The sequence below is a fragment of the Duganella fentianensis genome, from assembly GCF_009857835.1.
GTDB lineage: Bacteria > Pseudomonadota > Gammaproteobacteria > Burkholderiales > Burkholderiaceae_D > Rugamonas > Rugamonas fentianensis.
On sequence record NZ_WWCL01000005.1, the window covers coordinates 1 to 20,690 of the forward strand.

Below are 20,690 nucleotides of genomic sequence, written 5' to 3' on the forward strand. Positions count from 1 at the left end.
CTTACCCACCGTGCCGCACGCTCTTGCCCTGTTCACGGGGCGGCGAGCGGCGCCGTGGATAAGCTTTTTCACGCAAGGCTCCACTTAAGCCAACGATTTGACTGTCCAATCAAGCGGGACCACTTCTTCAAGAATCTCCGCGGGGAATCTGTAGAGATGCCGTTGATCCGTTGTGCTACTTGAATTTGCTGCTTTTGCCCAGCGACTAGCCCACACCCGAACACGTTGTTCAGAGTTACTTAGTGCCTCACGCCATGGTAAATATGCGATGCCAGGTAGTTCACGCGCCTGAACTTTTATTCGCTGGAAGTCGTCAATGGACCAGACGCGCTCTTGCGCTGCCCGTTGAAGTTCATCGACGGAGAATGACCACGTACGTCCCTCTTGGCCCCATGCTTTCTCAAATGTCTCTGTCGCTGCACACCCGAGTGGAGGCAAGTCGCATATATAACAGGCGAAATCGATTCGCGACTGGATATTCCCATGCACTCTACCGAAAGTGCTCAATGCACCAAGGCCGATAGCTGTTGCTGCTTCGGCATTTGTGAACGGTGGAATGATCCACCCATTACTTTTTGCCCTTTCCATCAGCCAATCAAGTAACTGATCTGTGCGGATATTGATATCGCTGTGGGTTTCTGCTGGTGGCTTCTCACTTTCATTTCGTAGCCCAAGTGTGCGGCGAGAAAACCAGACTGCCCGAGCAGAGAATTCGGTAGGGTGATCGAGGACTATACGTTCATATGAAAGGTCCTCCAGATCCGCGTCTATTAATACTTCGTATCCCTTTGTCGGCTTATTTCGGCATACTGAAACCTCAGCAGCATCACATAAGCCAAGTCGTTTGATCTGTTGGAGAGTAAGGCTTGGGTATTTGTTTGAACGCCGCAGGATTGCTGCATATTCGCCAATTGCGGCGATGATCTTCTGTTCCGCTTCACTTAATGGTGCGCCTACAAGTCCGGTTTCATGTAAGACGTAATCTATGCCGAGTTGCGTTGATCGTTTTAAAAGTGCTGCTTCCACGCTGGCATCTATGCCATTTCGATCTTTGATATTTTTTTCGAGCTGATTTAATTCCTGCCACGTAGTAACACGTCCGATAGTGCGTTCAAGTCGTTCGTCGATAGTCATTATTTAGTGTAGGCATGTAATGGAAGCAAGTTGTCACTGTACTACTACTTTCCTACGATGGACAAGACCGTCGCCCTAGAAACCCCATACAGCCTCGCCAGTGCACTTACGCTTTCCTTGCGCGCATAGGCTGAAATAATGGCGTTACGCTGCTCTGGCGTCGTTTTAGTCGGTCTGCCGAGTGTTTTGCCTTCAGCTTTCGCTCGCGCCAATCCCGCCTGCGTCCGTTCTACGATCAAGTCGCGCTCCATTTCTGCGACGGCAGCCAGCATGGCAAGCATCAGCTTGCCCGCAGGCGAAGTCAGATCCAATTTGCCGAGCTGTAGCACAACCACTTCCACCTGGAGAGCGCCAAGGGTTTTGATGGTTGCCAACACGTCGGGCGCATCGCGCCCTAGGCGATCCAGCTTCGATACGACCAACGTATCCTTCGCACGCAACTTGCCCAGCAGAATGCTGAACTGCTTGCGCTGTGCTGCATGTGCTTTGCCGCTCACAGTATCGGCATACCAATATTCGATTTTGTAGCCAGACTGCTCTATTTCATGTCGCTGGTTCTCTGCGGTTTGTTCCACAGTTGATACTCGACCATAGCCGAAGATTGCCATACCGCAGTCCTATAGTGTTGGAAAACGGTATAAATGTAAATCAACATGTTGGAATATGCAAAAGCTATTTTTCCAACATCAAAATTTGGCATATTTTGTGATGTTAGAAGACGGTCGATTTTTGACGAATTTGTTGGGGTGAATTTGATTAACTAATACTAGCTGGGAGGCAATATATTCAGTTACAATTAGACAACATCATCAAAGGGAAGTTCATATGAAAATTTCGATTGAGGGATATAAGTCCATTGGCAAAAAACGGACTGTTGAGTTTAAGGGACTCACGATTCTGGCCGGAGCAAATAGCTCGGGCAAGTCGAGTTTTATGCAACCGTTGTTATTGATCAAACAAACCCTTGACAGTGATTTTGATGCTGGGTCACTCTTGTTAGATGGTCCGAATGTAAAGTTGACGGACTCTAGTGAAATAATTTCAAAGGTGCCGCAGATTGAGCGTGAAGACTTCGCAATATCGTTCGACGAAACTAGTGGTGATGAAACTAAAGCATATTATAAATTTAAAAAAAATAAGGGCATTCAGATAGATGGTGTCTATCATAAAAGTAAAGAATTTCCTGAAGGCATCCGAATTCACAATGGATTAGGATCTGAAGAAATTGAAGCAATGCTTCCAGAGAATGAATTTCCCTTTCACGAAATGTTCGGAAAAGATAGGAAGCTAACATGGCAAGTTCTGCGCAATAGGTGCTTCTTAGATCTGAAAATGGTTGTTGATGGTGAGTCGGTACCTTTTATGGCGGGATTAGCGCCAACTAGATCTTTAGCAATGTTCGCGAGACGGATGATTCACGTGCCTGGTCTTCGAGGAAATCCTGAGCGATCGTATAAGGCAGCAATTTCGGAAACTATTTATCCAGGCTCGTTTGAACGGTATGTTGCTAGTATTATTCATAATTGGAAGGAATCACGAAGAGAGAAATCAAAATTTAATGCGCTTGGTGAGCAGTTGAAGCATCTTGGTTTAGCGTCTTCAATAGATACCCGTAGTATTAATGACACTCGTCTTGAGCTTAGAATTTCAAGGCATTCAGGATGCTTAAAAGGAAAAGCAGACAATGTAAATATCGCGGATGTTGGCTTTGGTGTTTCTCAAACTCTGCCCGTTTTAGTGGCATTGCTTGCCGCAAGAAAAAATCAATTAGTCTACATAGAGCAGCCAGAGTTACACTTGCATCCTCGTGCCCAGTTTAATTTAGGTTCAATCATCGCTGATGCAGTGTCGAAACGTGGAATTAATGTAGTAATTGAGACGCACAGTTCATTATTAATTAGAGCTGTTCAGATTGAGGTTGCAAAAAAGAAATTGCGACCATCTGTAGTGTCTTTAAATTGGTTCACTCAAAATGGCGAAACTGGTCAAACTGAAATTGATAAAGCAGAAATAGATAAATATGGAGCCTTCGGTGAATGGCCCGCAGATTTTGATGATGTGACTTTAAATGTGGAGCAGGCCTATCTCGACGTAGTTGAATTGGCGATGCAAAATGAAATTTAACCCTTCACATGCGGTGGTAGATGCTGACGTTGCACGGGCATCAGGTGGTTCTGATCACCCTATATCGAAATCTTCGCGAGAGGTTTTGTTGGGTATAAAAAATTGCAATATTGAGGTGGTCTTTTGCCCTATACTTTTATCCGAATGGAAAAAACATAAATCTCTATTTGCTACCCAGTGGCTATCAAGTATGGTTGCGAAAAAGAAATTTCGTGTGATTCCATCAAATGCTATTACGACCCATGAGATTGAGAAGGCTGGTCTCAGTGAAGTCGATAAGGGTGTTGCGCTAAAAGATGCACATGTCGTCGATATTGCACTCTCCACTGGAAATTTTATCGCATCAAATGACAAAACTGCACGTTCAGTTTTTTCAAATATCGCGAATGTGTCCCCGCTTCTCCAAGATTTAATATGGATTGTTCCATCGGAAGATTCAGAAAAACTGATCGCGGTATTTAGCGAAGGTGGTTATACACCTAAATCATGGCTGATTCGTGCCGCATAGGTCTATTTCGTAAAAAAACGGAATAGTTAGCATAATTCCTCATGGTTTTTCGGTCTTTCTAAATCGTGGCATTAAATTTAGATGCAAATATAATAAATAAAAAGTTATTGTATTTATTTAAAATAGGTTAATTAATTTATGTAATGCAGAACTTTGTCGATAGTGTTAGTTGAAAGCGCCTTGTAATGATGCTGAACATGGCTAACGATATTAATCATCCTGTCGGTGCAATCTGGCCCCATCGTTGATGCAAATTTCGTGCTATTTTGTTATAGGAAGCACCCAGTCGTCACTAAATGCTGTCTGCCGTCTGCTTTATAAATTGACGAATTCGGTCGAAATGTGAGTTGGCCGAATGGGCTAAACGGTTCAAACGGTCCAGGTACCGCTTGCGCCAAGCACGAGGTTGTCGTTCAGGCAGTGTGGCCCCTGGTGTTCCACCCATGCGCCCAAGCAGCTTGAATTGTTTCAAGAACACGCGTTCTGCCGACGACGTGGCCAATTTACTCTTATAGCGTAGACGATGACAGAGCCGGCAGGCCAATTCACCGTCTCGCCAGTATAACGACTGAAAATTTCCCTCATGTGCGCGAGGGCACTTCAGGAGGGGGCGTACTCGGTCATTTAGGCATGGTACGGCCACAACGTCCACCAGCCACGCCCGGCCACCGAGATGCACCGCTAGGCGCGTCTCAGACAGCACGGCGACAGTGTGCTCGTCACCATCGACCAGCACGACTTCCCGCCGGCCTGATGCTTTGACAGCCCGCATTAACTTGGGAAGGTTCACTTCAAAGGCTTGCTCAAGGACGGGAACACGCGGAGCTTTAGGCTTCTTCATCTTCAACACCGAAAAGAAAAGCGAAACGGGCATTTTCATTCGCGGTTCGCGGGAAAACTATAGGAGTAGGGGCGACTGATCAGTGCGCCAGCGTGCGGTGATTTGGCCACACCATTTTGTAGCTGCTACCCACGCTATAGATAAAACGACCATTTTTGCGGGAGAACTGCGTGTCCAACTGCTTGAGCAAGGCATCCTTAATTGCCGCCTGTTCGCGCATTGGGTCAGTCAGATAATTTAGACCAACAGCAATTGCTTCGGCCAGATCCGTATCATCGAGTTGACTGACGTCCGAAAACGGCAAGTTAAGGAAGTAACGATCCGCTCGTAGGCGATCTACGCCGACTCCTTCAAACATGTTGCGTACCAACTTTATGGCAGCTTCTGTTGGGATGGTATAACTGCCATCGGCGGAGACTTCAAATTTTGCGCTCCGTGGCGCGAAAGGGCTGTTGCCCATAATTTACTCCTTGAAATAGATGTTGGTGATATTTTGATCGATCGCCAATAATTCGATCGGCAAAGTTTCTGTGGTGCTGGACTAAGGGTTTTGTGCGGGCCAGTCCATCGCGCAACGAGCAGTTGAAGCGTCGCCTGTGCGTCATGCTGGCACCTCGGAGAGCCGCGTAGCGCGAAAGCAGCGGAGGCGGATACTCCCTTTAGGGAGGCATTTCGGGCATTTGAAAAATCCATAAAAATCAAAGACTTAGGAATGCCCTTCGGAAAAATGTACCGGGCGTTCGAGCATTGTAATTTTAGTCATTCAAATCAAGTACTTGCGGTAATGGATGAATGATCTCGGCATTGCTGGGCACTTCGGCATTTGGCATTTGATCTTTTTCAAATTCTTTCGGCGGGACGAATTTGTAGCCATTGGTGATTTTTTGCTCGGCGATTTTCCCTGCCTTCACTAGGCGCATGCTCACTTCTTCAAACCACGCTGCTGGTTTACTTTGAAACTGTTTAGGCAACTCTTCTCGTCGCTTGTACAGGCCATTCTTCGATTGAACTGACGCAGAGAAACCATTGCCGGTGATGTGGGCAGCTAAAATCTCCATCAGCAGCTCAGATTCCAGCAAGGAACAGTCTTCGCCCATTGCGCGCTTGTACTGCATGGTGCGATCTTCCAGTAACCCTGAATCGCTTCGGATGAAGATCGAGTGGTCTCGACGAGCTGGCCCGTTAGCTTTGGCCACCATGCCGTAGATGACCTTGTTCTCTGCAAAGGGTATTTTGAGGGCTTCGCAGACCTGTTTGCCGGCAGGGTGAGGAAACAGGCAATAGGCAGCGCGGACGGCACCCACGATTGCGCCGGAACCGCGAATCGAGTCCATTGCAGACTGTGCGCTTAGCAGGCCACGCTGTGCATCAGCAGTTCCCTTGGTAAGATGATGAAGAGCAATTACCGCTGCGCCGGTGCGATTTGCCACTTCAGTCAGCTCATTCATCATAGCTTGAGCTACTTCGGCCGCGTTCATGTCACCACAACTCAATGCTTGGAGCGTATCAACGATCACCAGGCGCACCTCATCGAGTGATTCGATCTGTTTCTTCAGATCGGACCATTGTGCAGTCGGCGACATACCGGAACGGGCATCACCTTGCAGGAAGGAAAAGTGTCCGTTATCTGGCAGACTCACTACATGCAGGCGTGCCGGCATGACTTTTGTAATAGCGGCCAGACGACGGTGCAGTTCATCATAATCATCTTCCGCGCTAACTATCACGACACGGCCATGAGCTTTGACTTGCCCACCGAAGCAGAAAGCTGGATTAAGGGCAGATGGCGCAGATGCTACTGCCACAGCTAGATTAAGTGAAAGATAGGATTTACCGATGCCGGGTGGCGAGGCCAAGATGATCGCCTTTGCTTGTGGGAAGATACCTTCCACCAGCCACGAAATAGATTTTGGTTTTCCTAGGAACAGGCGGTTTGCAGTGCTTTCTTCGAGGGAGATAGGCGCGCGGCAAGGCAACTGCATCTCGCTTTTGAAATTCGAGGCTGGTCCGGCGTTGATGATGCCGTTGATATCAATGCCATGGCTTGCATACTTTGCGGTTGCGCTATTGACCAAGCTAGGTATGGATTCGTAGCGTGCCTGCCAGCGGCCATCGTGTGGTGCGACGGACTCTTGCATCAGAGCGCGCAAAATCTGCACGACCATGCCAGGCGGGGTTCCACTGCCGGCCATGACGGCGGCCATGTCGCGTAAACTGTCATGGTACACCGCACCCGTATGGACGTTGTGCATAAGTTTTGCCAAGCGTTGGTCGGTAGTCAGATGTTCGAGCTGCCCTGTTTTGGGATTCACTTTCTTGCTAGAGTCGATGCGGTTGGCCAGATCAGCAAAGCCAGAGAGGTGTGCTAGTGGGCCGTTTTGAATCGCTCGGCCTGTGACGGTAAGAAAACGTACATCGGAATACAGTTCGACCTTCAGACCGTTGTATGTGCCGTTCACGCCTTTTTCCAAGTTTTCGGCATACCCGAAGCCACGCAGACCGTTGCCTGATGGTGAGACCTCGTAGTATTTCACACCCAGCGAGTCCATCAGCAATGTAGCCTCGGGATGAATGGCGTCATTTTCAAGGCAACTGTCGATGTCAATGCCGACAATGCCATCACCGTTCAATACGAAACCGACGCCGTTGTAGTCGCCTTCTTCATAGGCCGCCTCGGCCTGATCAAAGGTGCCCCAGGTGTTCGGGTCAGTCGAACTGCCGCGCGTATCGATCAGCGTCGGACAGTAAGGAACTTTGGTTGGTTTTCCGCTGCTATTACGTGACTCCAGCTTCCACACCACCCAGCGAGCGATGTTGCGTAGCGTTTCAGGGACCGCACTCAGCATTGGTGCCAGGACAGAATTGGTGTTAGGCGGCGATGAACGTTCTCCGGCAGCATAGCCTGTCGCCTGTGTTAATGGGGATGTGACGCAACTTAGAAAGCGTTGCACCTGTGCGTCAGCTTTGAGGTTTACGCTGTTGATGATGCAAGCTGATGCCTGAATGGCGGCACTGGATTGCGCTTCGCTTGGTGAGGCACCGGTGAAGTGGAGTGCCAAATCAACGCCTTGCGCGCCGACACTATCTTGGATTTGAATGGTGTTTTGCATTGGGGTGGGGAGTGATGACGCGGGCGATTGCCCGCGTCAGGTTGGAGGGGATTAGTGAGTTCCGTTCAGCTTGCGAATACGGATTTTTTCAACATCGGAAAGACGGTATGGACGCTTGGAAAGCTGGTTCCGTGGCAGATATTCGAGCATCTGTTCGTGCGTCATGTCAGTGAAGGCTGCGGCAAATTGGTAGTCGAGCATCACCACCTCATCGAGCGATTTCTCGTCGTCCGACGGAGTAACGCGGCGATCATCTGGAACGATTTCGCTACAGATCCAGTAGCGATTGCTCGCAATCATCTTCAGCTCTTCAAGCGAATAGCAATGGCTGCCAGCATAGTTTTCGCCGAATACTTTCAAGTCTTTGTACCATGCGCTCAGAGCATGTTCCGATACACCAATGTATGCGGCGGCAATCGCGGTTGGGATGATCTGAGCGTAGCGCAGTACTTCGCGCTTGTCTTCGAGAGGTGCTTCGCGCAGCATTTCAAGTGGAGACTTGATCTTCTCGCAAATTTTCGCACCAGCGTCTTTCATGATATGGCTCGCCTTGTGAATGAGGCTGTACGCGGCACGCATTTCGCTGGTGATCATATCGTTCCGAAGATGGGTTACATAGATCGCATCGCAGGTGAATGCCTTGAAGTGGCGCAAGGAGTTGACATTCAGCGGCAGCCAACCAATTCGCTGGGCGTTCGATGCGATGATGAAGTCTTGGCATTCCAGCCATTCTTTCTTCTCTACCGAGAATTGTTCTTTGACCGCTGCATTAATATCTTTGGTCGCAGGGAAAGCAGCCATTTTGCGTGGCGTAGAAGCGATGATGGTCGCGCTCATAGTTAGATCTTTCTGCCCTTTGGGCGAATATGTGCCCCTCGCAGTAGGGGCGATAATTTTGTTCTGCGATATGTTTCGTGGAAGGCGGTAAGCCCAGTTTTCTTGTTACTACGGGTCGGTAGGTAGCTATTTGGATAGGTTATTGCTAGTTCATGCTGCTTGTGTCTAAGCAATTGCTGGCGAGCTGTCAGCGATAAATTGCTCAATGTCGTTGGCGCGCCACGCGGTAACACCTGCGCTCAGTTTGAGCGGCTGGGGAAATTTGCCGTCACGGACCCAGCGCCAGATAGTGGCAGGACTGACCGGCAGGATGCCGGGTTTGGATGGGGTGCTCGCAATGTCTGCGATGCGGATGATACGTGCTTTCATTTAGTGCCTCTTGTTGTTCCGCGATGTTGCGGCATGAGGTAATGATAGGTAGTAGCATCCAAAAGAAAAACGCCAGCTTTTGTCACAAGCTGACGTTGACGATGTATTCATTCAACAGTGGGGGGGAGTGAATCGCCACAAACAACATACCCCCACTTTGCAATTTCTAACTATGCTTGGCAGACTTCTTCCGGATCGCGCGCTCGGCAACGCTCTGACTGACAGAATATTGCTCCATTAGGTGCTGTAAAATATCGACGCGCCGCCACCCATTTGCGTTTAGCATCCTCGCTTTTTCCCGCATATCAAACTTTTTCATGTCAATCCGAGGGGTGAACTCGCCATGCTGTGCAAAGGTATCCAATTCACTAAGCAGACAACCCAAAGCATGGCGGTGGCTAATGAATATTTGATCTTCAGGGTTGTCATCCGGATTCGGACAGTATGACTCCTCAGTGCATTCAAATACCGGACGGTAGCTGTCTGCAATTTTTTTCGCTTGAACGCGCAGAAACTCATGCGCAGTGCGTCCTACTTTTTTCATATAGGTCATAAAATTCTTTCGGTCTTTTTGTCGTCTCAACTATTCCCAAGGCGCAGCGAGTCCAGATAGTCAGCCCATCTTTGCATCATGGTGCGGCGCGCCGGGAGGTGAGCGGTGCGGTTGTAGGCGCGGCCATTGGCGTCTTTGACCGCATGCGCGAGCTGGTGTTCGATAAGGTCCACTCGCTCCTCTAGCACTTCATCAAGGATGGTACGGGCCATCGCGCGGAAACCATGCGCGGTCATTACTTCCTTCCCGAAACCCATGCTACGCAGGCAGGCGTTGACCGTGTTTTCGCTCATGCAGCGGTCCTCCGTGCGGATGCTGGGGAATACGTACTTGCCGTGGCCGGTCATGGCGTGGAGGCTCTTCAAGATTGCGATTGCTTGGGTTGCCAGCGGCACGACGTGGTCATTCTTCATTTTCATTTTGGAGCCGGGGATGCGCCACTCGCTCGCTGCAAAGTCGATCTCTTGCCACTCCGCGCTGCGCAACTCACCAGGCCGTACGAAGAATAGAGGCGACAGTTTCAACGCGGCGGTGGCGTATGGATGGCCTTTATAGCCGTGGATAGCACGCAATAGCTTAGCGACCTCAATTGGTTCGGTGATGGCTGCATAATGAGTGCGGGGGATCGCAGCGAGCGCGCCCCTGAGGTCAGCAGTTACGTCGCGCTCTGCAAGGCCGACAGCTACGGCGTAGCGAAACACTTGCCCGCAAAGTTGTTTGACCCTGTGCGCAGACTCAATCGCGCCGCGCGCTTCCATACGCTCCAGTGCTAGAAGCACATCCCGTGGCTTGATTTGTGAAATAGGCATTGTGCCAATGTAGGGGAACAAATTGCGGGTCAGCCAATCATTTACCTTGATTTGGGTCGTTTCGGCTCTCTGCGCTTTGGTCTTCTCAAGCCATTCACGGGCAATAGCATTAAACGTCTGACGCTCTTTCTCTTTGCTGTCCCGCATCTTTTCGCGCTTGTCGGCGGATGGATCAATGCCCTCCGCGAGCAGTTCACGCATTTCCAGACGACGCTGCCGAGCTTTCGCAAGACTGACCTCAGGATACTTCCCGAGTGCGGCGGTCTTACGCTTCCCGTTGAAACGATAATCAAAACGCCAATACTTCCCGGCAGCACTGACAAGTAAATACATGCCTTGACCATCAGCGTGCTTATTACTGGCCGTGTCGCAATTGTGTTTGACTTGACGAACGAAGGTATCAGTTAAAGCCATAAATCCCATCCTCTTTTGCTTTCGCCAACGGAACATTTCTCCACGCCAGTCGAAATGACTGGAATGTAGTCCGAAGTAGTTCTAGAAATCTGTCGAAATGACGGTATCTAGTTCGAGCGAATTGGCGATACCGTCACCGATACCGTCAGACTCTTGAGATGGGATGAGACAAATTGAGATGCGCCAACATAACAAAAAACCCGCTCTGCCTAGATAGCATGCGGGTTTTGAGAGTATGTGAGACGATTTGAGGCATTCTGATATTCTTGAGGTGGTGCTCCGAGCCGGAATCGAACCGGCACGCCTCGCGGCGGCAGATTTTAAGTCTGCAGTGTCTACCAATTTCACCATCGGAGCAACATAGCCCGGCATTATGCCATGAAGCGGGGATAACTGCCATAGCGGCAACTATCAGCTACATTTGCGGGAATACCGATGACTAAATTTTCTGCGCCATATGCTGGCGATTTCGAGAGCGCGGCCGAGTTGCTGCTGCAGGCTGATAGCCTGCTCATTACGGCAGGCGCCGGCATGTCCATCGATTCCGGCTTGCCTGATTTCCGTGGCGAGCATGGTTTCTGGCGTGCCTATCCGGCGCTGGGCCGGCATGGCCTGAGCTTTTACGAGATCGCCAGCCCGCGTGCGTTTCGCGAACGGCCAGAACTGGCTTGGGGCTTCTATGGCCATCGTCTGCAACTGTACCGCCGCACCATGCCGCATCAGGGCTTTGCCATACTGCGCGAGCTTGCAAAGACTATGCCGCGCGGCGGATTTGTTTTCACCAGTAATGTGGACGGCCATTTCCAGAAAGCGGGTTTCGCTGAACACCAAGTGGCGGAATGCCATGGCACCATTCATACGCTGCAGTGTCTGGATGGTTGTGGCCATGCGCCATGGCCGGCGCAGAGCTTCGATCCGGTGATCGATAGCGATAGCGGCGAGCTGTGCTCGGCGTTGCCGCAATGTCCCGCCTGTCAGGGACTGGCGCGGCCGAATATCCTGATGTTCAGCGATGGTGGCTGGAATGGTGAGGCCGTCGGGCAGCAGATGGCGCGGCTGGAGCGCTGGCTGGCCGGCACCAGCCGCACGGTGGTACTCGAGCTGGGCGCCGGTACGACGATCCCGACCGTGCGGCGCTTCGGCGAACAACTGGACGTGCCGCTGATACGGATGAATCCCGACGAGGCAGCGGTGCTCAGGCGCTGCGATATCAGCCTGGCCATGCCAGCATTGGCGGGCCTACGTGAGCTAAGCGCTGCGCTCAGGGCAGCAGCATCATGACCAGGCTGGCGATCCAGATGAAGGCACTGCCGACGAAGGCCTTGTTGCCCCAGTTATAGCCGCGCACCTCGCCCTGCCATGCAGCCAGTCCATAGATCAGGGCCAGTATCACGCCTATGGCAACGTTGAGAGGACTGGACAGGTCCCAGACTTTTTTGACGATCAGCGTGCTGAGCGCGGCGAGGGCGAGGGCGATCCGCATCCAGCCGGCCAGAGGGAAAGTTTGCATGAGCTTGTATGGTCGCATGAAGTAACAGGTGGGCGCATTATAGACGGCGGCATCGCTGCTGTGTGGGGCCGCCCACAGTGCAGCGCTGCGGGCGCTACTAATATCGGCCTTCCGATGAATCGTTATGGGAGGGGTTATGAAAAACCAGACTCAGGATGCGCTGGCCATGCTCAAGCCCGATCACCAGCAGGTGGCCAAACTGTTTGCCGACTTCGAAGCGCTGAGCGACCGTTCGAAAGTCAGCAAGAAGCGGCTGGCCGACCAGATCTGCGCGGCCTTGCGCCTGCATACCCGGCTGGAAGAGGAAGTCTTTTATCCGGCCGTGCGCGGGCCGGTGGACGATGATGATCTGATGGACGAGGCACTGGTGGAACATGCGGCGGCCAAGGATCTGATAGCCCAGATCGAGGAGCTGGACCCCGGCGACGAACTGTACGATGCCCGTATCAAGGTGCTGTCGGAACAGATCGCCCACCACGTGGAGGAAGAAGAAGGGCAGATGTTCCCCGAAGTAAAAAAGAGCGAGGTCGATCTGGCCGCGCTGGGCCAGCAGATGGCTGAACTCAAAAACAGTCTGGCTGGCGCGGACTGATCAGGCGGGACTGGCCGGGATACGGATATTTGCGCACTTCAATATATTTTGCGATATAATATCTTCCAGTAAATTGAAAACGGAGGATATATGAGTGGCATGCCGGAATATAAAGAACTGACCAAACAAGTATCGGGCAAGATGCGCGACCTGCGCCAGTCCCAGCCGGACCTGATGACGGCCTTCAGCCAGCTGGCTGCGGCCGGTACCAAGGAAGGTGCACTGGATAAGAAGACGCGCGAACTGGTGGCGCTGGGGATAGCCATTGCCTGCCGTTGCGATGACTGCATAGGTTTTCACGTGCAGGCACTGGTCAAGCTGGGCACTACCCGTGCCGAACTGGAAGAGGTGCTGGGCACGGCCGTCTACATGGGCGGCGGCCCATCGATGATGTATGCCACCCACGCGCTCAAGGCTTACGAAGAATTCACTGCTTGATCTGGAACAGATAGGCAGCCGTATCAGGGGCTGCGCGGCTCGGGCGTTTCGTTACGGGTGATTTTCTTCCAGCCGTGCGGACGGCTGAACAGGTAGCGGTCCTTGCCATCCTGGAAGAATGCCAGCGCATAGCCCTCCGGTACGGGAGCGTGTAAAGCTTCATCGCTGCAGGTGTAGTCCTTTAACAGGACGCCTTGTTCAGGACATGAACGACGGTTTTCACCCTGCAGATACACCACGGTGATGCTTTCCATGCGAGATATTCCTCTAACCCTGTTCTGTTTGCTCAGGCAAGAATATACGCTGACCAGACAAATCTGGGCAGAGCTAGCGCAGGATGAGGCGCAAACTAGTAAATTATGTCCAAGACAAGCAACATGATGCTTGTTTCTTGCAACATATTGCTGCCGTTGCTGGGAAGATGCCAGCATGGTGCAGTGGGCGGACCCGGGGCCGTTGCGCCAGCAGTTGCCGGGTGTTGTACCGTCGGCTACATGGGTAGACCGATAATCACTACAGGAGCTTGAAAATGAAGAAGAATGAAGGTTCGCTGGATCGCGCCGTGCGCGTGGTGGCTGGGGTAGCGCTGATCGGTCTGGCCGCGAGCGGCAATATCGGCGTGTGGGGCTATATCGGCGTCGTGCCGCTGCTGACGGGCGCGCTGGGCTATTGCCCGCTGTACAGCATTCTGGGCTTTAACACCTGCCCGCTGGAACGCGAATAATTCAGATTGCACCCGGCATTGCGCCGCTAGACGAGGGCATGGACTGCGCGAGCGGTGCATGCCCTTGCTGTTTGCAGACGGCCGCCACCGGGGCCGCCACCGGCAGTGCGGGGGGCGGCACGGCCGTTGCCAGTGCGCTGCTGCGCACCTGCTGGGCGCAGCGCGCTTGCAGGTAGTCGCGCAATTCCTCGGCCTTGACGGTGCGGCCGAAAAACACCGTGCCCTGCGGCAGCACGCCGCGCTCGGCCAGCGTGGCGGCATCGTGCTCGGACAGGATGACGATATGCATGGTCCACAGCTTGGAATCGCCCACTAGGGTGTTGAGCATGATGCAGCCGTTGATGCCGTTGCTTTCGAGATCGACCAGCAGCAGGTCCGGCTGCTGGCGTGCCAGCTCCAGCATGGCCTGATAGATATTGCGGCTGAATTCCAGCGTGGCCGGCAGGTGCCACTGGCTGTAGCGGCGCTGGAACTGTTCGCGCCGTTCGGCGCTGCCTTCTATCATCAGGATGCGCAGATGGTCGCTCTGTCCGGGTTCCAGCAACTGGTGGCCGGGCTGGGCTTTGTAGGCCAGCACTTCGGCCAGCGGCAGGCGGCGATGGCCACCGCGGGTCTTCCATGCGCCTATGGCGCCCGCTTCTACCAGCCGTTGCACGGATGAAACGGAAATTCCCAATATGCTGGCCGCGCGCTGTGTGGTGCACACCGCACTGGCCCGACTCGTGTTTTTCATTTGTAACATTCCCCGTACGCCCAATTTAAACCAATTCTAACAATAAAATACATTTTTGTGTGGAATTCGGTATAATTGATTTTATCGGTTTATTTGGAATGTCGGACAGCCGGGCAGCACGCTCTGCCGCAGCGCTGCCAGCTCAGGGGAACTGCCATGAATATCTTGATCGTCGACGATAACAAGCTCAATCTCGAACTGTTCTGTCACATGCTCAGCATGCTTGATACGGTGGTGGCCCGTCCCATGGCCGATCCGGTGGCGGCGCTGGCCTGGTGCGAGCAGCACACGCCCGATCTGGTGCTGGTCGATTACATGATGCCGGAGCTGGACGGGCTGGAATTCCTGCGCCGTTTCCGTGCGCTGCCGGGCAAGCAGGAAGTGCCGGTGGTGATGGTGACGGCCGATACGGAAATCGCCGTGCGGCATGAAGCCTTGCGCCTGAGCGCCAATGACTTCCTGACCAAGCCCGTCAACCATGCCGAACTGAATGCGCGCGTGGGCAATCTGCTGGCCTTGCGCCGTGCCCAGCTGCAGCTGGCCGAACGGGCCGACTGGCTGACCCATGCCGTGCGCAAGGCCACGGCCGACGTGGTGGCGCGCGAGCACGAAGCCATCTGCCGCCTGTCGCGCGCGGCCGAATACCGCGATCCGGAAACCGGTGGGCATTTGCTGCGCATGGCGGCCTATGCGCGCCTGACGGCCGAGAATCTGGGCCTGAACGAAGCCAAATGCGATCTGATCCGCGATGCCGCCCCCATGCACGATATCGGCAAAGTGGGCATACCCGATGCCATCCTGCTCAAGCCGGGGCCGTTGACGGCAGACGAAATCGAGATCATGCGGCGCCATACGGAAATCGGCGCCAGCATCCTGGCCGGCAGCGAGTCGCCGCTGCTGCAGGTGGGCGCCATCATCGCCCACAGCCATCACGAACGCTATGACGGCAGCGGCTATCCGCGCGGGCTGGCCGGCGATGCGATTCCGCTGTATGGCCGCATCGTCGCCGTGGCCGATGTATTCGATGCGCTCACTTCGGTGCGTCCCTACAAGGCCGGCTGGGATCTGCAGCGCGCCATCGAGTATCTGCGCGATGGTTCCGGTAGCCAGTTTGATCCACTCTGCGTGGCCGCCTTGCTGGCCGACGTGGATGCTTTACTGGCCATCCAGCACGCCTATCAGGCCCATGAACTTGCCGACCTCGGGAGCCCCGTATGAATGCCCAACGTTACCTAGGCCTGGCCGCTGACGCCCGGCCGCACACGCTGCTGGACCATGTGCTGCTGCGTCAGCAGCTGAAGAATGATGCGGAACTGAGCCGTGCGCTGCAGCTGGCGCCGTCCAGTCTGAGCAAGATCCGTCATGGCCGCACCGGCATCAGCGCCGAGCTGATGCTGCGGGTGCATGAAGTGTTCGAGATCCCCATTGCCGAGCTGAAGCGGCTCGACGCCATCCACCAGCAGTATCTGCAGCGCCACCCGCAGCCGGCCTGAGCTTTGCCGGTCTAAGCCTGGCCGGCCTGAGCTTAGTCGGTCTAAGCTAAGCCGGCCTGAGTTTAGTCGGCCATGAAGCGGCCGCAGTCGACAATGCCCCAGGTCGCTTCTTCTTCGCTTGAAAGGATCGCTTCCGGCGTGCCCGGCAGCGCCAGGTCCAGCGTTTCCGGCGGCAGGTAGACCATGGATTTGAGCGAGTAGATTACCCGCACGATGGGGGCGAGCAGCGATTTGCGGTTGTCCAGCACGACGGCCAGCCTGTCGCTCTTCAGCCGCACCAGTGTGCCTATCGGATAGATGCCTATGCAGCGCACGAAGGCGGCGAACAGGGTGGCATCGAACTGGCCTTCCTTGGTCCATTCCGTCATGCGTGCCAGCGAGGTCACGGGCGACCAGCCTTCCTTGTAGGGACGGTTGGAAGTAATGGCATCGTACACATCACAGATGGCGCCCATGCGCGCCTGCAGGCTGATCTGGTCGCCGGGCAGGGCATCGGGATAGCCTTTGCCATCGACGCGCTCATGGTGATGCAGACAGACATCGCGCGCGATCGCCGGCACATTGCCGGTCTGTGCCAGCAGCTCGAAGCCGGCGCGCGGATGGCCCTGGATGGTGCTGTATTCGCTTTCCGTCAGGCGCCCCGGCTTGTTGAGGATTTCGATCGGGATCGCCATCTTGCCCACATCATGCAGCAGACCGGCCAGACCGCAATCGCGCACTTCATGGTCGGGCAGATTGAGCTGGCGCCCCAGTGCCACCATCATGGCGCACACGGCTACCGAGTGCATATAGGTGTAGTCATCGATCTTCTTCAGCCGCACCAGACTGATCAGGGCGCCCGGATTGCGCAGCACGGAAGCGGTGATTTCATCGGCCAGCTGGACGGCCGTTTCGGTGCTGATCAGCTTGCCCATGCGGGCGTCGTTGAACATTTCATCGACGGCTTCGCGCGAGGTCTTGACGATGCGCTTGGCCCGTTTCAGTTCATCGCTGGTGCTGGTGGGGGCTTCCACCTTGAAGCGGAATTCGGGCGGCGTGCCATGCACGCTGACGGCGCTGCTGGCAGCCGCCACCGGTGTGGCCGGGGTAGCGCTGGCCGTAGTGGCCGGCGTTGGCGGCGCTGCTTGTGTGACGGCGGTGGCCACATCGAGGCCGCGCGTGGTATCGATCCAGATTTCGCGCGCCGTACTGCTCTGCAGCTTCTTGAGATCGCTGGCGCTCTTGAGCGCGAACGAGGCAGTCCAGAACGGGTTATCCAGCCAGGTGCCGCAGACTTTGTGCACATACATTCCGATCTGGGCCTGATCGACGGTAATCTTTTTAAACATGAAAGCGGACTGTCACGGTGGGTTAATGGGTGCTGAAGAAGTCTAGCTGCTCCGGTTCAAACAGGGTATAGCTGGCGTGACGGGTGCTGATCACGCGGAACGGCTTGCCGGCCACGCGGATGGCGCGGGGCAGGCTGGCGCTGAGGGCCGGCAGCAGGGTTTCTACCGCGTCGACCAGCAGGCCGAGAATTTTCTCGTTATGGCGGATTACCAGCATGCGGGTGGGCGCGCTGCCCAGCGCATGCAGCGGCAATGCCTGACCACGCCATGTAATGCTACCACCGGTGTTCTCGCCAAGGTCAGCAGCCAGCGAAAAATCGGCCGGCAGCACGCACACCTGTTCCACCAGCTGGATGGGGACAGCCAGACGGATGCCGGTGTTACATACCAGATAGGCGTCGCGCGAGCGCTGCAGCACGCTGTCGGCGCACTGCTGCTGGGTGGTTCTGGCCGTGCGCGGGATTAGCTGCAGCAGGGCAGCGCTGTCGAGCAGGCGGATAGGGCTGGCTTGATCATCGACAATCAGGCCCGCATACAGGGCACCATCCTCGGCCCCGCTGAGCTGGTCCAGCCGGAAGCGGCGCAGCGTAGTGGCGGCGTCGATCGGCAGGCCCAGATAACCATGCTGGTCACCCACCACGGCCAGCATGGCCGGTTCGCTCTGGCCGGCTCCCAGCTGGGCTGGTGCCAGCAGATACACATGCTGGCCGCGCCAGTCCGCCACGCCGCGCAAGGGGCCGCCCCATAGGAAGGCGGTGCTCATGGGCGGACAGGGGGTGACTTCGTGGATCAGTTCGGCGGGCAGGGCATAGCGCTGGCCGGCCAGCTCGAATACGCCCATGGGTGGCAGCAGGCGCGCTTCTTCGCTCTGTGGCTGGTGCAGGTGCTCCTGTCCCAGCCGGGCCGCTTCGATGGCGCTGCGGGCCTGGCTGGCCAGACCGGCGCCATCGAGCAGGTGCAGGGTGGCGCCATCGTCCAGCGTGATGCTGCTCAGTAGCGGCATGGCGCTGTGCGGCTGGGCGGCTGCCAGCAGCGTGGCCGGCAGCTCGCGCATGCCGCCCAGCTGGTCGACCCGCAAGGCCAGCCGTATGCCCTGATGTTGCAGGATCAGGTGGTAGCCCCCGGCAGTGCTGGCGTCGGCGCTGCTGTGCGGCAGGCCGGGCAGCCAGTGGGCCAGCGCGAGTGCGGGCAGGCGCTGCTGGTCCAGCGTCAGACTGCCGGCCAGTTCCGGTGTAGCCTGATCCAGCGTGTCCGGCACTTTATAGGGACGTGCCTGCTGTACCAGTGCGGCGTCTACGCCTATCTGCCAGCTGCCCAGTTGCAGCACGGCATAGGTGCTGGCCGGGGCGCCGGTCTGGGCTGCGCGAGGGGCGGACATATCAGGCCTGATGGGTGGCGGAAGTCTGCAATTCTTCCAGTAGGGTCTGCACGTGGCGACCAGCGTCGACCTGATGGGCCGTGGCCTTATCGATCTGGCTGATGGAAGCGCTGGTGTTGCGTACCGACTGCAGAATTTGATCTAGCGCCATGCTGACCTGATCGCTGATGCGGCCGCCTTCGCTGACGCGCAGCACATTCTGGTCGATCAGGCGCGAGATGCCGTGCGCCACCTGGGCCGACTTCTCGGCCAGCTTGCGCACTTCGTCGGCCACCACAGAGAAGCCCAGACCATGTTCGCCCGCGCGCGCCGCTTCCACGGCCGCATTGAAGGCCAGCAGATTGGTCTGGCTGGCGATGTCGCTGATGGCGCCCACCATGTCGTGCACTTCCTGCGAGGATTTCTGGATTTCGTGGATGGAGGCCAGCGATTTTTCCAGCAGTGTGCGGCCTTCTCGGGCCTGCTGCTCGGTGTGCTGGGCGATGCTGCTCGACTGTTCGGCGCTCATGGCGATATGGTCGATATCATCGGCCAGCGCGTGCATGATCTTGCCGATCTGTTCGACCTTGTGGCTGACGGTTTCTTCGCGTGCCACTTGCTGGGTAATGTCGGTGGCGAACTTGACCACCTTGTAGGGCTTGCCGTTCAGGTCCAGTATCGGGTTGTAGCTGGCCTGCAGCCAGATGGTGGCGCCATGGTTGCCGACGCGGCGGAAGCGCGCATTCTTGAACTGGCCTTCGCCCAGATCGGCCCAGAAATGGCGGTATTCGGCCGACTGCACCAGCGCGGTATCGCAGAACATGCTGTGGTGGCGGCCGACGATCTGCTCCAGCGTGTAGCCGACGCAGCGCAGGAAGTTGGCATTGGCACCGAGGATGTTGCCGGACAGGTCGAATTCGATCTGGGCTTGCGAGCGGTTGATGGCGGCCAGCTGGCCGGCAGCTTCGTTGCTCTGGCGCTTGGCAGCACTGATGTCGCTGGCGTATTTGACGATCTTGACGGGATTGCCGACCGTATCGAGGATGGGGTTGTAGCTGGCCTGTATCCAGACGTCCTTGCCCTGCTTGTCGACGCGGCGGTATTCGCCGGTGAGAAATTCGCCGGCGACCAGGCGGCGCCAGAAATCCTGATACTGGCTGCTGTCGGTGTCCGCTGCCGTACAGAACAGGCTGTGATGCTGGCCCAGCACTTCTTCGGCCGTGTAACCCATGACGGCGAGGAAGTTGTCGTTGGCGCGTAGCAGCTTGCCCTGCAGGTCGAATTCGACCACGGCCAGCGCCCGTTCGATGGCCGTGTTCTTGCCGTTCAGGTCGAGCTGGCTGCGGCGGCTGGCCGTGATATCGGTCATGATGACTACGGTGCCCTGTTCGCCTATGGGCAGGAACAGGGCTTTCAGCCAGTGTTCCGAGGCATCGGCACAGGCGTGACGGAATTCGCCTTCGTAGCGCTGGCCCTGGGCCAGTTGCTGCCACAGTTCGGGGGCATTGAAGGTGCTGTGATGGATGGCGTCGAACAGGCTGCTGACATGCTGCTGCAGCGCTTGCGCTTGCGTGATGCCGAAGACTTGCAGGGCGACGTCGTTGATCACCTCGACCACGCCGTTGCGGTCCAGTCGCAAGACGGGGCGGCAGGCGGCCAGCGCATCAAACAGGCTGTGGTCCAGGGAGGTAGCGGCCGCAGTCTGTGCGGCGGTGATGCAGGATAGCTGCGTACTCATAGCGGTGACTGGCTCCGATAGGCGTCAAAAGGAAATATTTAATTCCATGGAGCAAGTATATGCGAATTTCGCAAAAAA

23 protein-coding genes and 1 tRNA gene are annotated in these 20,690 nt (G+C 55.4%); 8 read left to right on the plus strand and 16 right to left on the minus strand.

Features of this window, described 5'->3' with window-relative positions; all coding sequences use genetic code 11:
- Positions 1 to 84: 84 nt before the first annotated feature.
- Together GTP23_RS20495 and GTP23_RS20500 are read right to left on the minus strand one after the other, a co-directional pair.
- Complete coding sequence (locus GTP23_RS20495; RefSeq protein ID WP_161036843.1) at positions 85 to 1,134, minus strand: hypothetical protein; 1,050 nt, start codon at positions 1,132 to 1,134, stop codon at positions 85 to 87.
- 44 nt (positions 1,135 to 1,178) lie between these two features.
- Positions 1,179 to 1,742, minus strand: coding sequence for a recombinase family protein (locus GTP23_RS20500; RefSeq protein ID WP_161036844.1), 564 nt, complete (start codon positions 1,740 to 1,742; stop codon positions 1,179 to 1,181).
- Positions 1,743 to 1,959: 217 nt separating this feature from the next.
- Between GTP23_RS20500 and GTP23_RS20505 the strand changes: the two genes are divergently transcribed.
- Positions 1,960 to 3,258, plus strand: a complete 1,299-nt coding sequence (locus GTP23_RS20505; protein WP_161036845.1) for an AAA family ATPase — start codon at positions 1,960 to 1,962, stop codon at positions 3,256 to 3,258.
- The gene (locus GTP23_RS20510) at positions 3,248 to 3,766 is read left to right on the plus strand and encodes a hypothetical protein (protein WP_161036846.1); all 519 of its coding nucleotides are present in this window, start codon (positions 3,248 to 3,250) and stop codon (positions 3,764 to 3,766) included. The genes GTP23_RS20505 and GTP23_RS20510 overlap by 11 nt, the downstream gene beginning before the upstream one ends.
- 292 nt (positions 3,767 to 4,058) lie before the next feature.
- Here GTP23_RS20510 and GTP23_RS20515 read toward each other — a convergent pair whose 3' ends face one another.
- The 8 genes from GTP23_RS20515 to GTP23_RS20550 all read right to left on the minus strand — a co-directional run bounded on the left by GTP23_RS20515 (position 4,059) and on the right by GTP23_RS20550 (position 11,056).
- Positions 4,059 to 4,646 carry a hypothetical protein gene (locus GTP23_RS20515; protein ID WP_161036847.1) on the minus strand — a complete coding sequence of 196 codons (588 nt, stop codon included), beginning with the start codon at positions 4,644 to 4,646 and terminating at the stop codon, positions 4,059 to 4,061.
- Between the two features lie 40 nt (positions 4,647 to 4,686).
- Positions 4,687 to 5,067 (minus strand): hypothetical protein, encoded by a 381-nt coding sequence (locus GTP23_RS20520; protein ID WP_161036848.1) that lies wholly within the window; start codon positions 5,065 to 5,067, stop codon positions 4,687 to 4,689.
- A gap of 295 nt (positions 5,068 to 5,362) precedes the next feature.
- A complete protein-coding gene (locus tag GTP23_RS20525; protein ID WP_161036849.1) occupies positions 5,363 to 7,717 on the minus strand; it encodes an AAA family ATPase in 2,355 nt (784 codons plus the stop codon).
- Positions 7,718 to 7,768: 51 nt separating this feature from the next.
- Positions 7,769 to 8,554 (minus strand): hypothetical protein, encoded by a 786-nt coding sequence (locus GTP23_RS20530; RefSeq protein ID WP_161036850.1) that lies wholly within the window; start codon positions 8,552 to 8,554, stop codon positions 7,769 to 7,771.
- A 165-nt stretch (positions 8,555 to 8,719) separates the two neighbouring features.
- Positions 8,720 to 8,923: a helix-turn-helix transcriptional regulator gene (locus tag GTP23_RS20535; RefSeq protein WP_161036851.1), complete on the minus strand. Its 204-nt coding sequence runs from the start codon at positions 8,921 to 8,923 to the stop codon at positions 8,720 to 8,722.
- 166 nt (positions 8,924 to 9,089) lie between these two features.
- A complete protein-coding gene (locus GTP23_RS20540; protein ID WP_161036852.1) occupies positions 9,090 to 9,476 on the minus strand; it encodes a hypothetical protein in 387 nt (128 codons plus the stop codon).
- A 26-nt stretch (positions 9,477 to 9,502) separates the two neighbouring features.
- Complete coding sequence (locus GTP23_RS20545) at positions 9,503 to 10,699, minus strand: tyrosine-type recombinase/integrase (protein WP_161036853.1); 1,197 nt, start codon at positions 10,697 to 10,699, stop codon at positions 9,503 to 9,505.
- Positions 10,700 to 10,971: 272 nt separating this feature from the next.
- A tRNA-Leu gene (locus tag GTP23_RS20550) sits at positions 10,972 to 11,056 on the minus strand.
- A gap of 78 nt (positions 11,057 to 11,134) precedes the next feature.
- Between GTP23_RS20550 and GTP23_RS20555 the strand changes: the two genes are divergently transcribed.
- The gene (locus GTP23_RS20555) at positions 11,135 to 11,980 is read left to right on the plus strand and encodes an SIR2 family NAD-dependent protein deacylase (RefSeq protein WP_161036854.1); all 846 of its coding nucleotides are present in this window, start codon (positions 11,135 to 11,137) and stop codon (positions 11,978 to 11,980) included.
- Here the strand turns inward: GTP23_RS20555 and GTP23_RS20560 are convergent.
- Entirely contained in the window at positions 11,961 to 12,209 is a 249-nt protein-coding gene (locus tag GTP23_RS20560; protein ID WP_161036855.1) for a hypothetical protein, read from the minus strand. The genes GTP23_RS20555 and GTP23_RS20560 overlap by 20 nt on opposite strands.
- 136 nt (positions 12,210 to 12,345) lie before the next feature.
- On the opposite strand from GTP23_RS20560, the gene GTP23_RS20565 reads away from it, so the two are divergent.
- Positions 12,346 to 12,801, plus strand: a complete 456-nt coding sequence (locus GTP23_RS20565; protein ID WP_161036856.1) for a hemerythrin domain-containing protein — start codon at positions 12,346 to 12,348, stop codon at positions 12,799 to 12,801.
- A gap of 90 nt (positions 12,802 to 12,891) precedes the next feature.
- On the plus strand, positions 12,892 to 13,239 hold the full coding sequence (locus tag GTP23_RS20570) for a carboxymuconolactone decarboxylase family protein (RefSeq protein ID WP_161036857.1): 348 nt from the start codon (positions 12,892 to 12,894) through the stop codon (positions 13,237 to 13,239).
- Between the two features lie 23 nt (positions 13,240 to 13,262).
- On the opposite strand, the gene GTP23_RS20575 is transcribed toward GTP23_RS20570, so the two are convergent.
- Entirely contained in the window at positions 13,263 to 13,493 is a 231-nt protein-coding gene (locus tag GTP23_RS20575) for a hypothetical protein (RefSeq protein ID WP_161036858.1), read from the minus strand.
- A gap of 275 nt (positions 13,494 to 13,768) precedes the next feature.
- Between GTP23_RS20575 and GTP23_RS20580 the strand changes: the two genes are divergently transcribed.
- Positions 13,769 to 13,963, plus strand: a complete 195-nt coding sequence (locus GTP23_RS20580) for a YgaP family membrane protein (protein WP_161036859.1) — start codon at positions 13,769 to 13,771, stop codon at positions 13,961 to 13,963.
- 1 nt (position 13,964) lies between these two features.
- Here GTP23_RS20580 and GTP23_RS20585 read toward each other — a convergent pair whose 3' ends face one another.
- Positions 13,965 to 14,696 carry a helix-turn-helix domain-containing protein gene (locus GTP23_RS20585; protein ID WP_161036860.1) on the minus strand — a complete coding sequence of 244 codons (732 nt, stop codon included), beginning with the start codon at positions 14,694 to 14,696 and terminating at the stop codon, positions 13,965 to 13,967.
- A 156-nt stretch (positions 14,697 to 14,852) separates the two neighbouring features.
- Between GTP23_RS20585 and GTP23_RS20590 the strand changes: the two genes are divergently transcribed.
- Both GTP23_RS20590 and GTP23_RS20595 read left to right on the plus strand, forming a co-directional pair.
- A complete protein-coding gene (locus GTP23_RS20590; RefSeq protein ID WP_161036861.1) occupies positions 14,853 to 15,914 on the plus strand; it encodes an HD domain-containing phosphohydrolase in 1,062 nt (353 codons plus the stop codon).
- Complete coding sequence (locus GTP23_RS20595) at positions 15,911 to 16,189, plus strand: helix-turn-helix domain-containing protein (RefSeq protein ID WP_161036862.1); 279 nt, start codon at positions 15,911 to 15,913, stop codon at positions 16,187 to 16,189. The genes GTP23_RS20590 and GTP23_RS20595 overlap by 4 nt, the downstream gene beginning before the upstream one ends.
- 62 nt (positions 16,190 to 16,251) lie before the next feature.
- Here GTP23_RS20595 and GTP23_RS20600 read toward each other — a convergent pair whose 3' ends face one another.
- The 3 genes from GTP23_RS20600 to GTP23_RS20610 are packed head-to-tail and all read right to left on the minus strand — an operon-like array spanning position 16,252 to position 20,612.
- Positions 16,252 to 17,517 carry a cyclic di-GMP phosphodiesterase gene (locus tag GTP23_RS20600; protein WP_161036863.1) on the minus strand — a complete coding sequence of 422 codons (1,266 nt, stop codon included), beginning with the start codon at positions 17,515 to 17,517 and terminating at the stop codon, positions 16,252 to 16,254.
- 22 nt (positions 17,518 to 17,539) lie between these two features.
- Complete coding sequence (locus GTP23_RS20605) at positions 17,540 to 18,895, minus strand: chemotaxis protein CheW (RefSeq protein WP_161036864.1); 1,356 nt, start codon at positions 18,893 to 18,895, stop codon at positions 17,540 to 17,542.
- A gap of 1 nt (position 18,896) precedes the next feature.
- Positions 18,897 to 20,612 carry a methyl-accepting chemotaxis protein gene (locus tag GTP23_RS20610; RefSeq protein WP_161036865.1) on the minus strand — a complete coding sequence of 572 codons (1,716 nt, stop codon included), beginning with the start codon at positions 20,610 to 20,612 and terminating at the stop codon, positions 18,897 to 18,899.
- Between the last annotated feature and the right edge of the window lie 78 nt (positions 20,613 to 20,690).

Coding starts and splice junctions, on each gene's coding strand:
- GTP23_RS20535 (WP_161036851.1), bottom strand. CDS start 8,923: ATGAAAGCACGTATCATCCGCATCGCAGACATTGCGAGCACCCCATCC.
- GTP23_RS20520 (WP_161036848.1), bottom strand. CDS start 5,067: ATGGGCAACAGCCCTTTCGCGCCACGGAGCGCAAAATTTGAAGTCTCC.
- GTP23_RS20600 (WP_161036863.1), bottom strand. CDS start 17,517: ATGTTTAAAAAGATTACCGTCGATCAGGCCCAGATCGGAATGTATGTG.
- GTP23_RS20610 (WP_161036865.1), bottom strand. CDS start 20,612: ATGAGTACGCAGCTATCCTGCATCACCGCCGCACAGACTGCGGCCGCT.
- GTP23_RS20525 (WP_161036849.1), bottom strand. CDS start 7,717: ATGCAAAACACCATTCAAATCCAAGATAGTGTCGGCGCGCAAGGCGTT.
- GTP23_RS20565 (WP_161036856.1), top strand. CDS start 12,346: ATGAAAAACCAGACTCAGGATGCGCTGGCCATGCTCAAGCCCGATCAC.
- GTP23_RS20495 (WP_161036843.1), bottom strand. CDS start 1,134: ATGACTATCGACGAACGACTTGAACGCACTATCGGACGTGTTACTACG.
- GTP23_RS20575 (WP_161036858.1), bottom strand. CDS start 13,493: ATGGAAAGCATCACCGTGGTGTATCTGCAGGGTGAAAACCGTCGTTCA.
- GTP23_RS20500 (WP_161036844.1), bottom strand. CDS start 1,742: ATGGCAATCTTCGGCTATGGTCGAGTATCAACTGTGGAACAAACCGCA.
- GTP23_RS20560 (WP_161036855.1), bottom strand. CDS start 12,209: ATGCAAACTTTCCCTCTGGCCGGCTGGATGCGGATCGCCCTCGCCCTC.
- GTP23_RS20555 (WP_161036854.1), top strand. CDS start 11,135: ATGACTAAATTTTCTGCGCCATATGCTGGCGATTTCGAGAGCGCGGCC.
- GTP23_RS20530 (WP_161036850.1), bottom strand. CDS start 8,554: ATGAGCGCGACCATCATCGCTTCTACGCCACGCAAAATGGCTGCTTTC.
- GTP23_RS20545 (WP_161036853.1), bottom strand. CDS start 10,699: ATGGCTTTAACTGATACCTTCGTTCGTCAAGTCAAACACAATTGCGAC.
- GTP23_RS20515 (WP_161036847.1), bottom strand. CDS start 4,646: ATGAAAATGCCCGTTTCGCTTTTCTTTTCGGTGTTGAAGATGAAGAAG.
- GTP23_RS20540 (WP_161036852.1), bottom strand. CDS start 9,476: ATGACCTATATGAAAAAAGTAGGACGCACTGCGCATGAGTTTCTGCGC.
- GTP23_RS20570 (WP_161036857.1), top strand. CDS start 12,892: ATGAGTGGCATGCCGGAATATAAAGAACTGACCAAACAAGTATCGGGC.
- GTP23_RS20605 (WP_161036864.1), bottom strand. CDS start 18,895: ATGTCCGCCCCTCGCGCAGCCCAGACCGGCGCCCCGGCCAGCACCTAT.
- GTP23_RS20580 (WP_161036859.1), top strand. CDS start 13,769: ATGAAGAAGAATGAAGGTTCGCTGGATCGCGCCGTGCGCGTGGTGGCT.
- GTP23_RS20585 (WP_161036860.1), bottom strand. CDS start 14,696: ATGAAAAACACGAGTCGGGCCAGTGCGGTGTGCACCACACAGCGCGCG.
- GTP23_RS20510 (WP_161036846.1), top strand. CDS start 3,248: ATGAAATTTAACCCTTCACATGCGGTGGTAGATGCTGACGTTGCACGG.
- GTP23_RS20595 (WP_161036862.1), top strand. CDS start 15,911: ATGAATGCCCAACGTTACCTAGGCCTGGCCGCTGACGCCCGGCCGCAC.
- GTP23_RS20505 (WP_161036845.1), top strand. CDS start 1,960: ATGAAAATTTCGATTGAGGGATATAAGTCCATTGGCAAAAAACGGACT.
- GTP23_RS20590 (WP_161036861.1), top strand. CDS start 14,853: ATGAATATCTTGATCGTCGACGATAACAAGCTCAATCTCGAACTGTTC.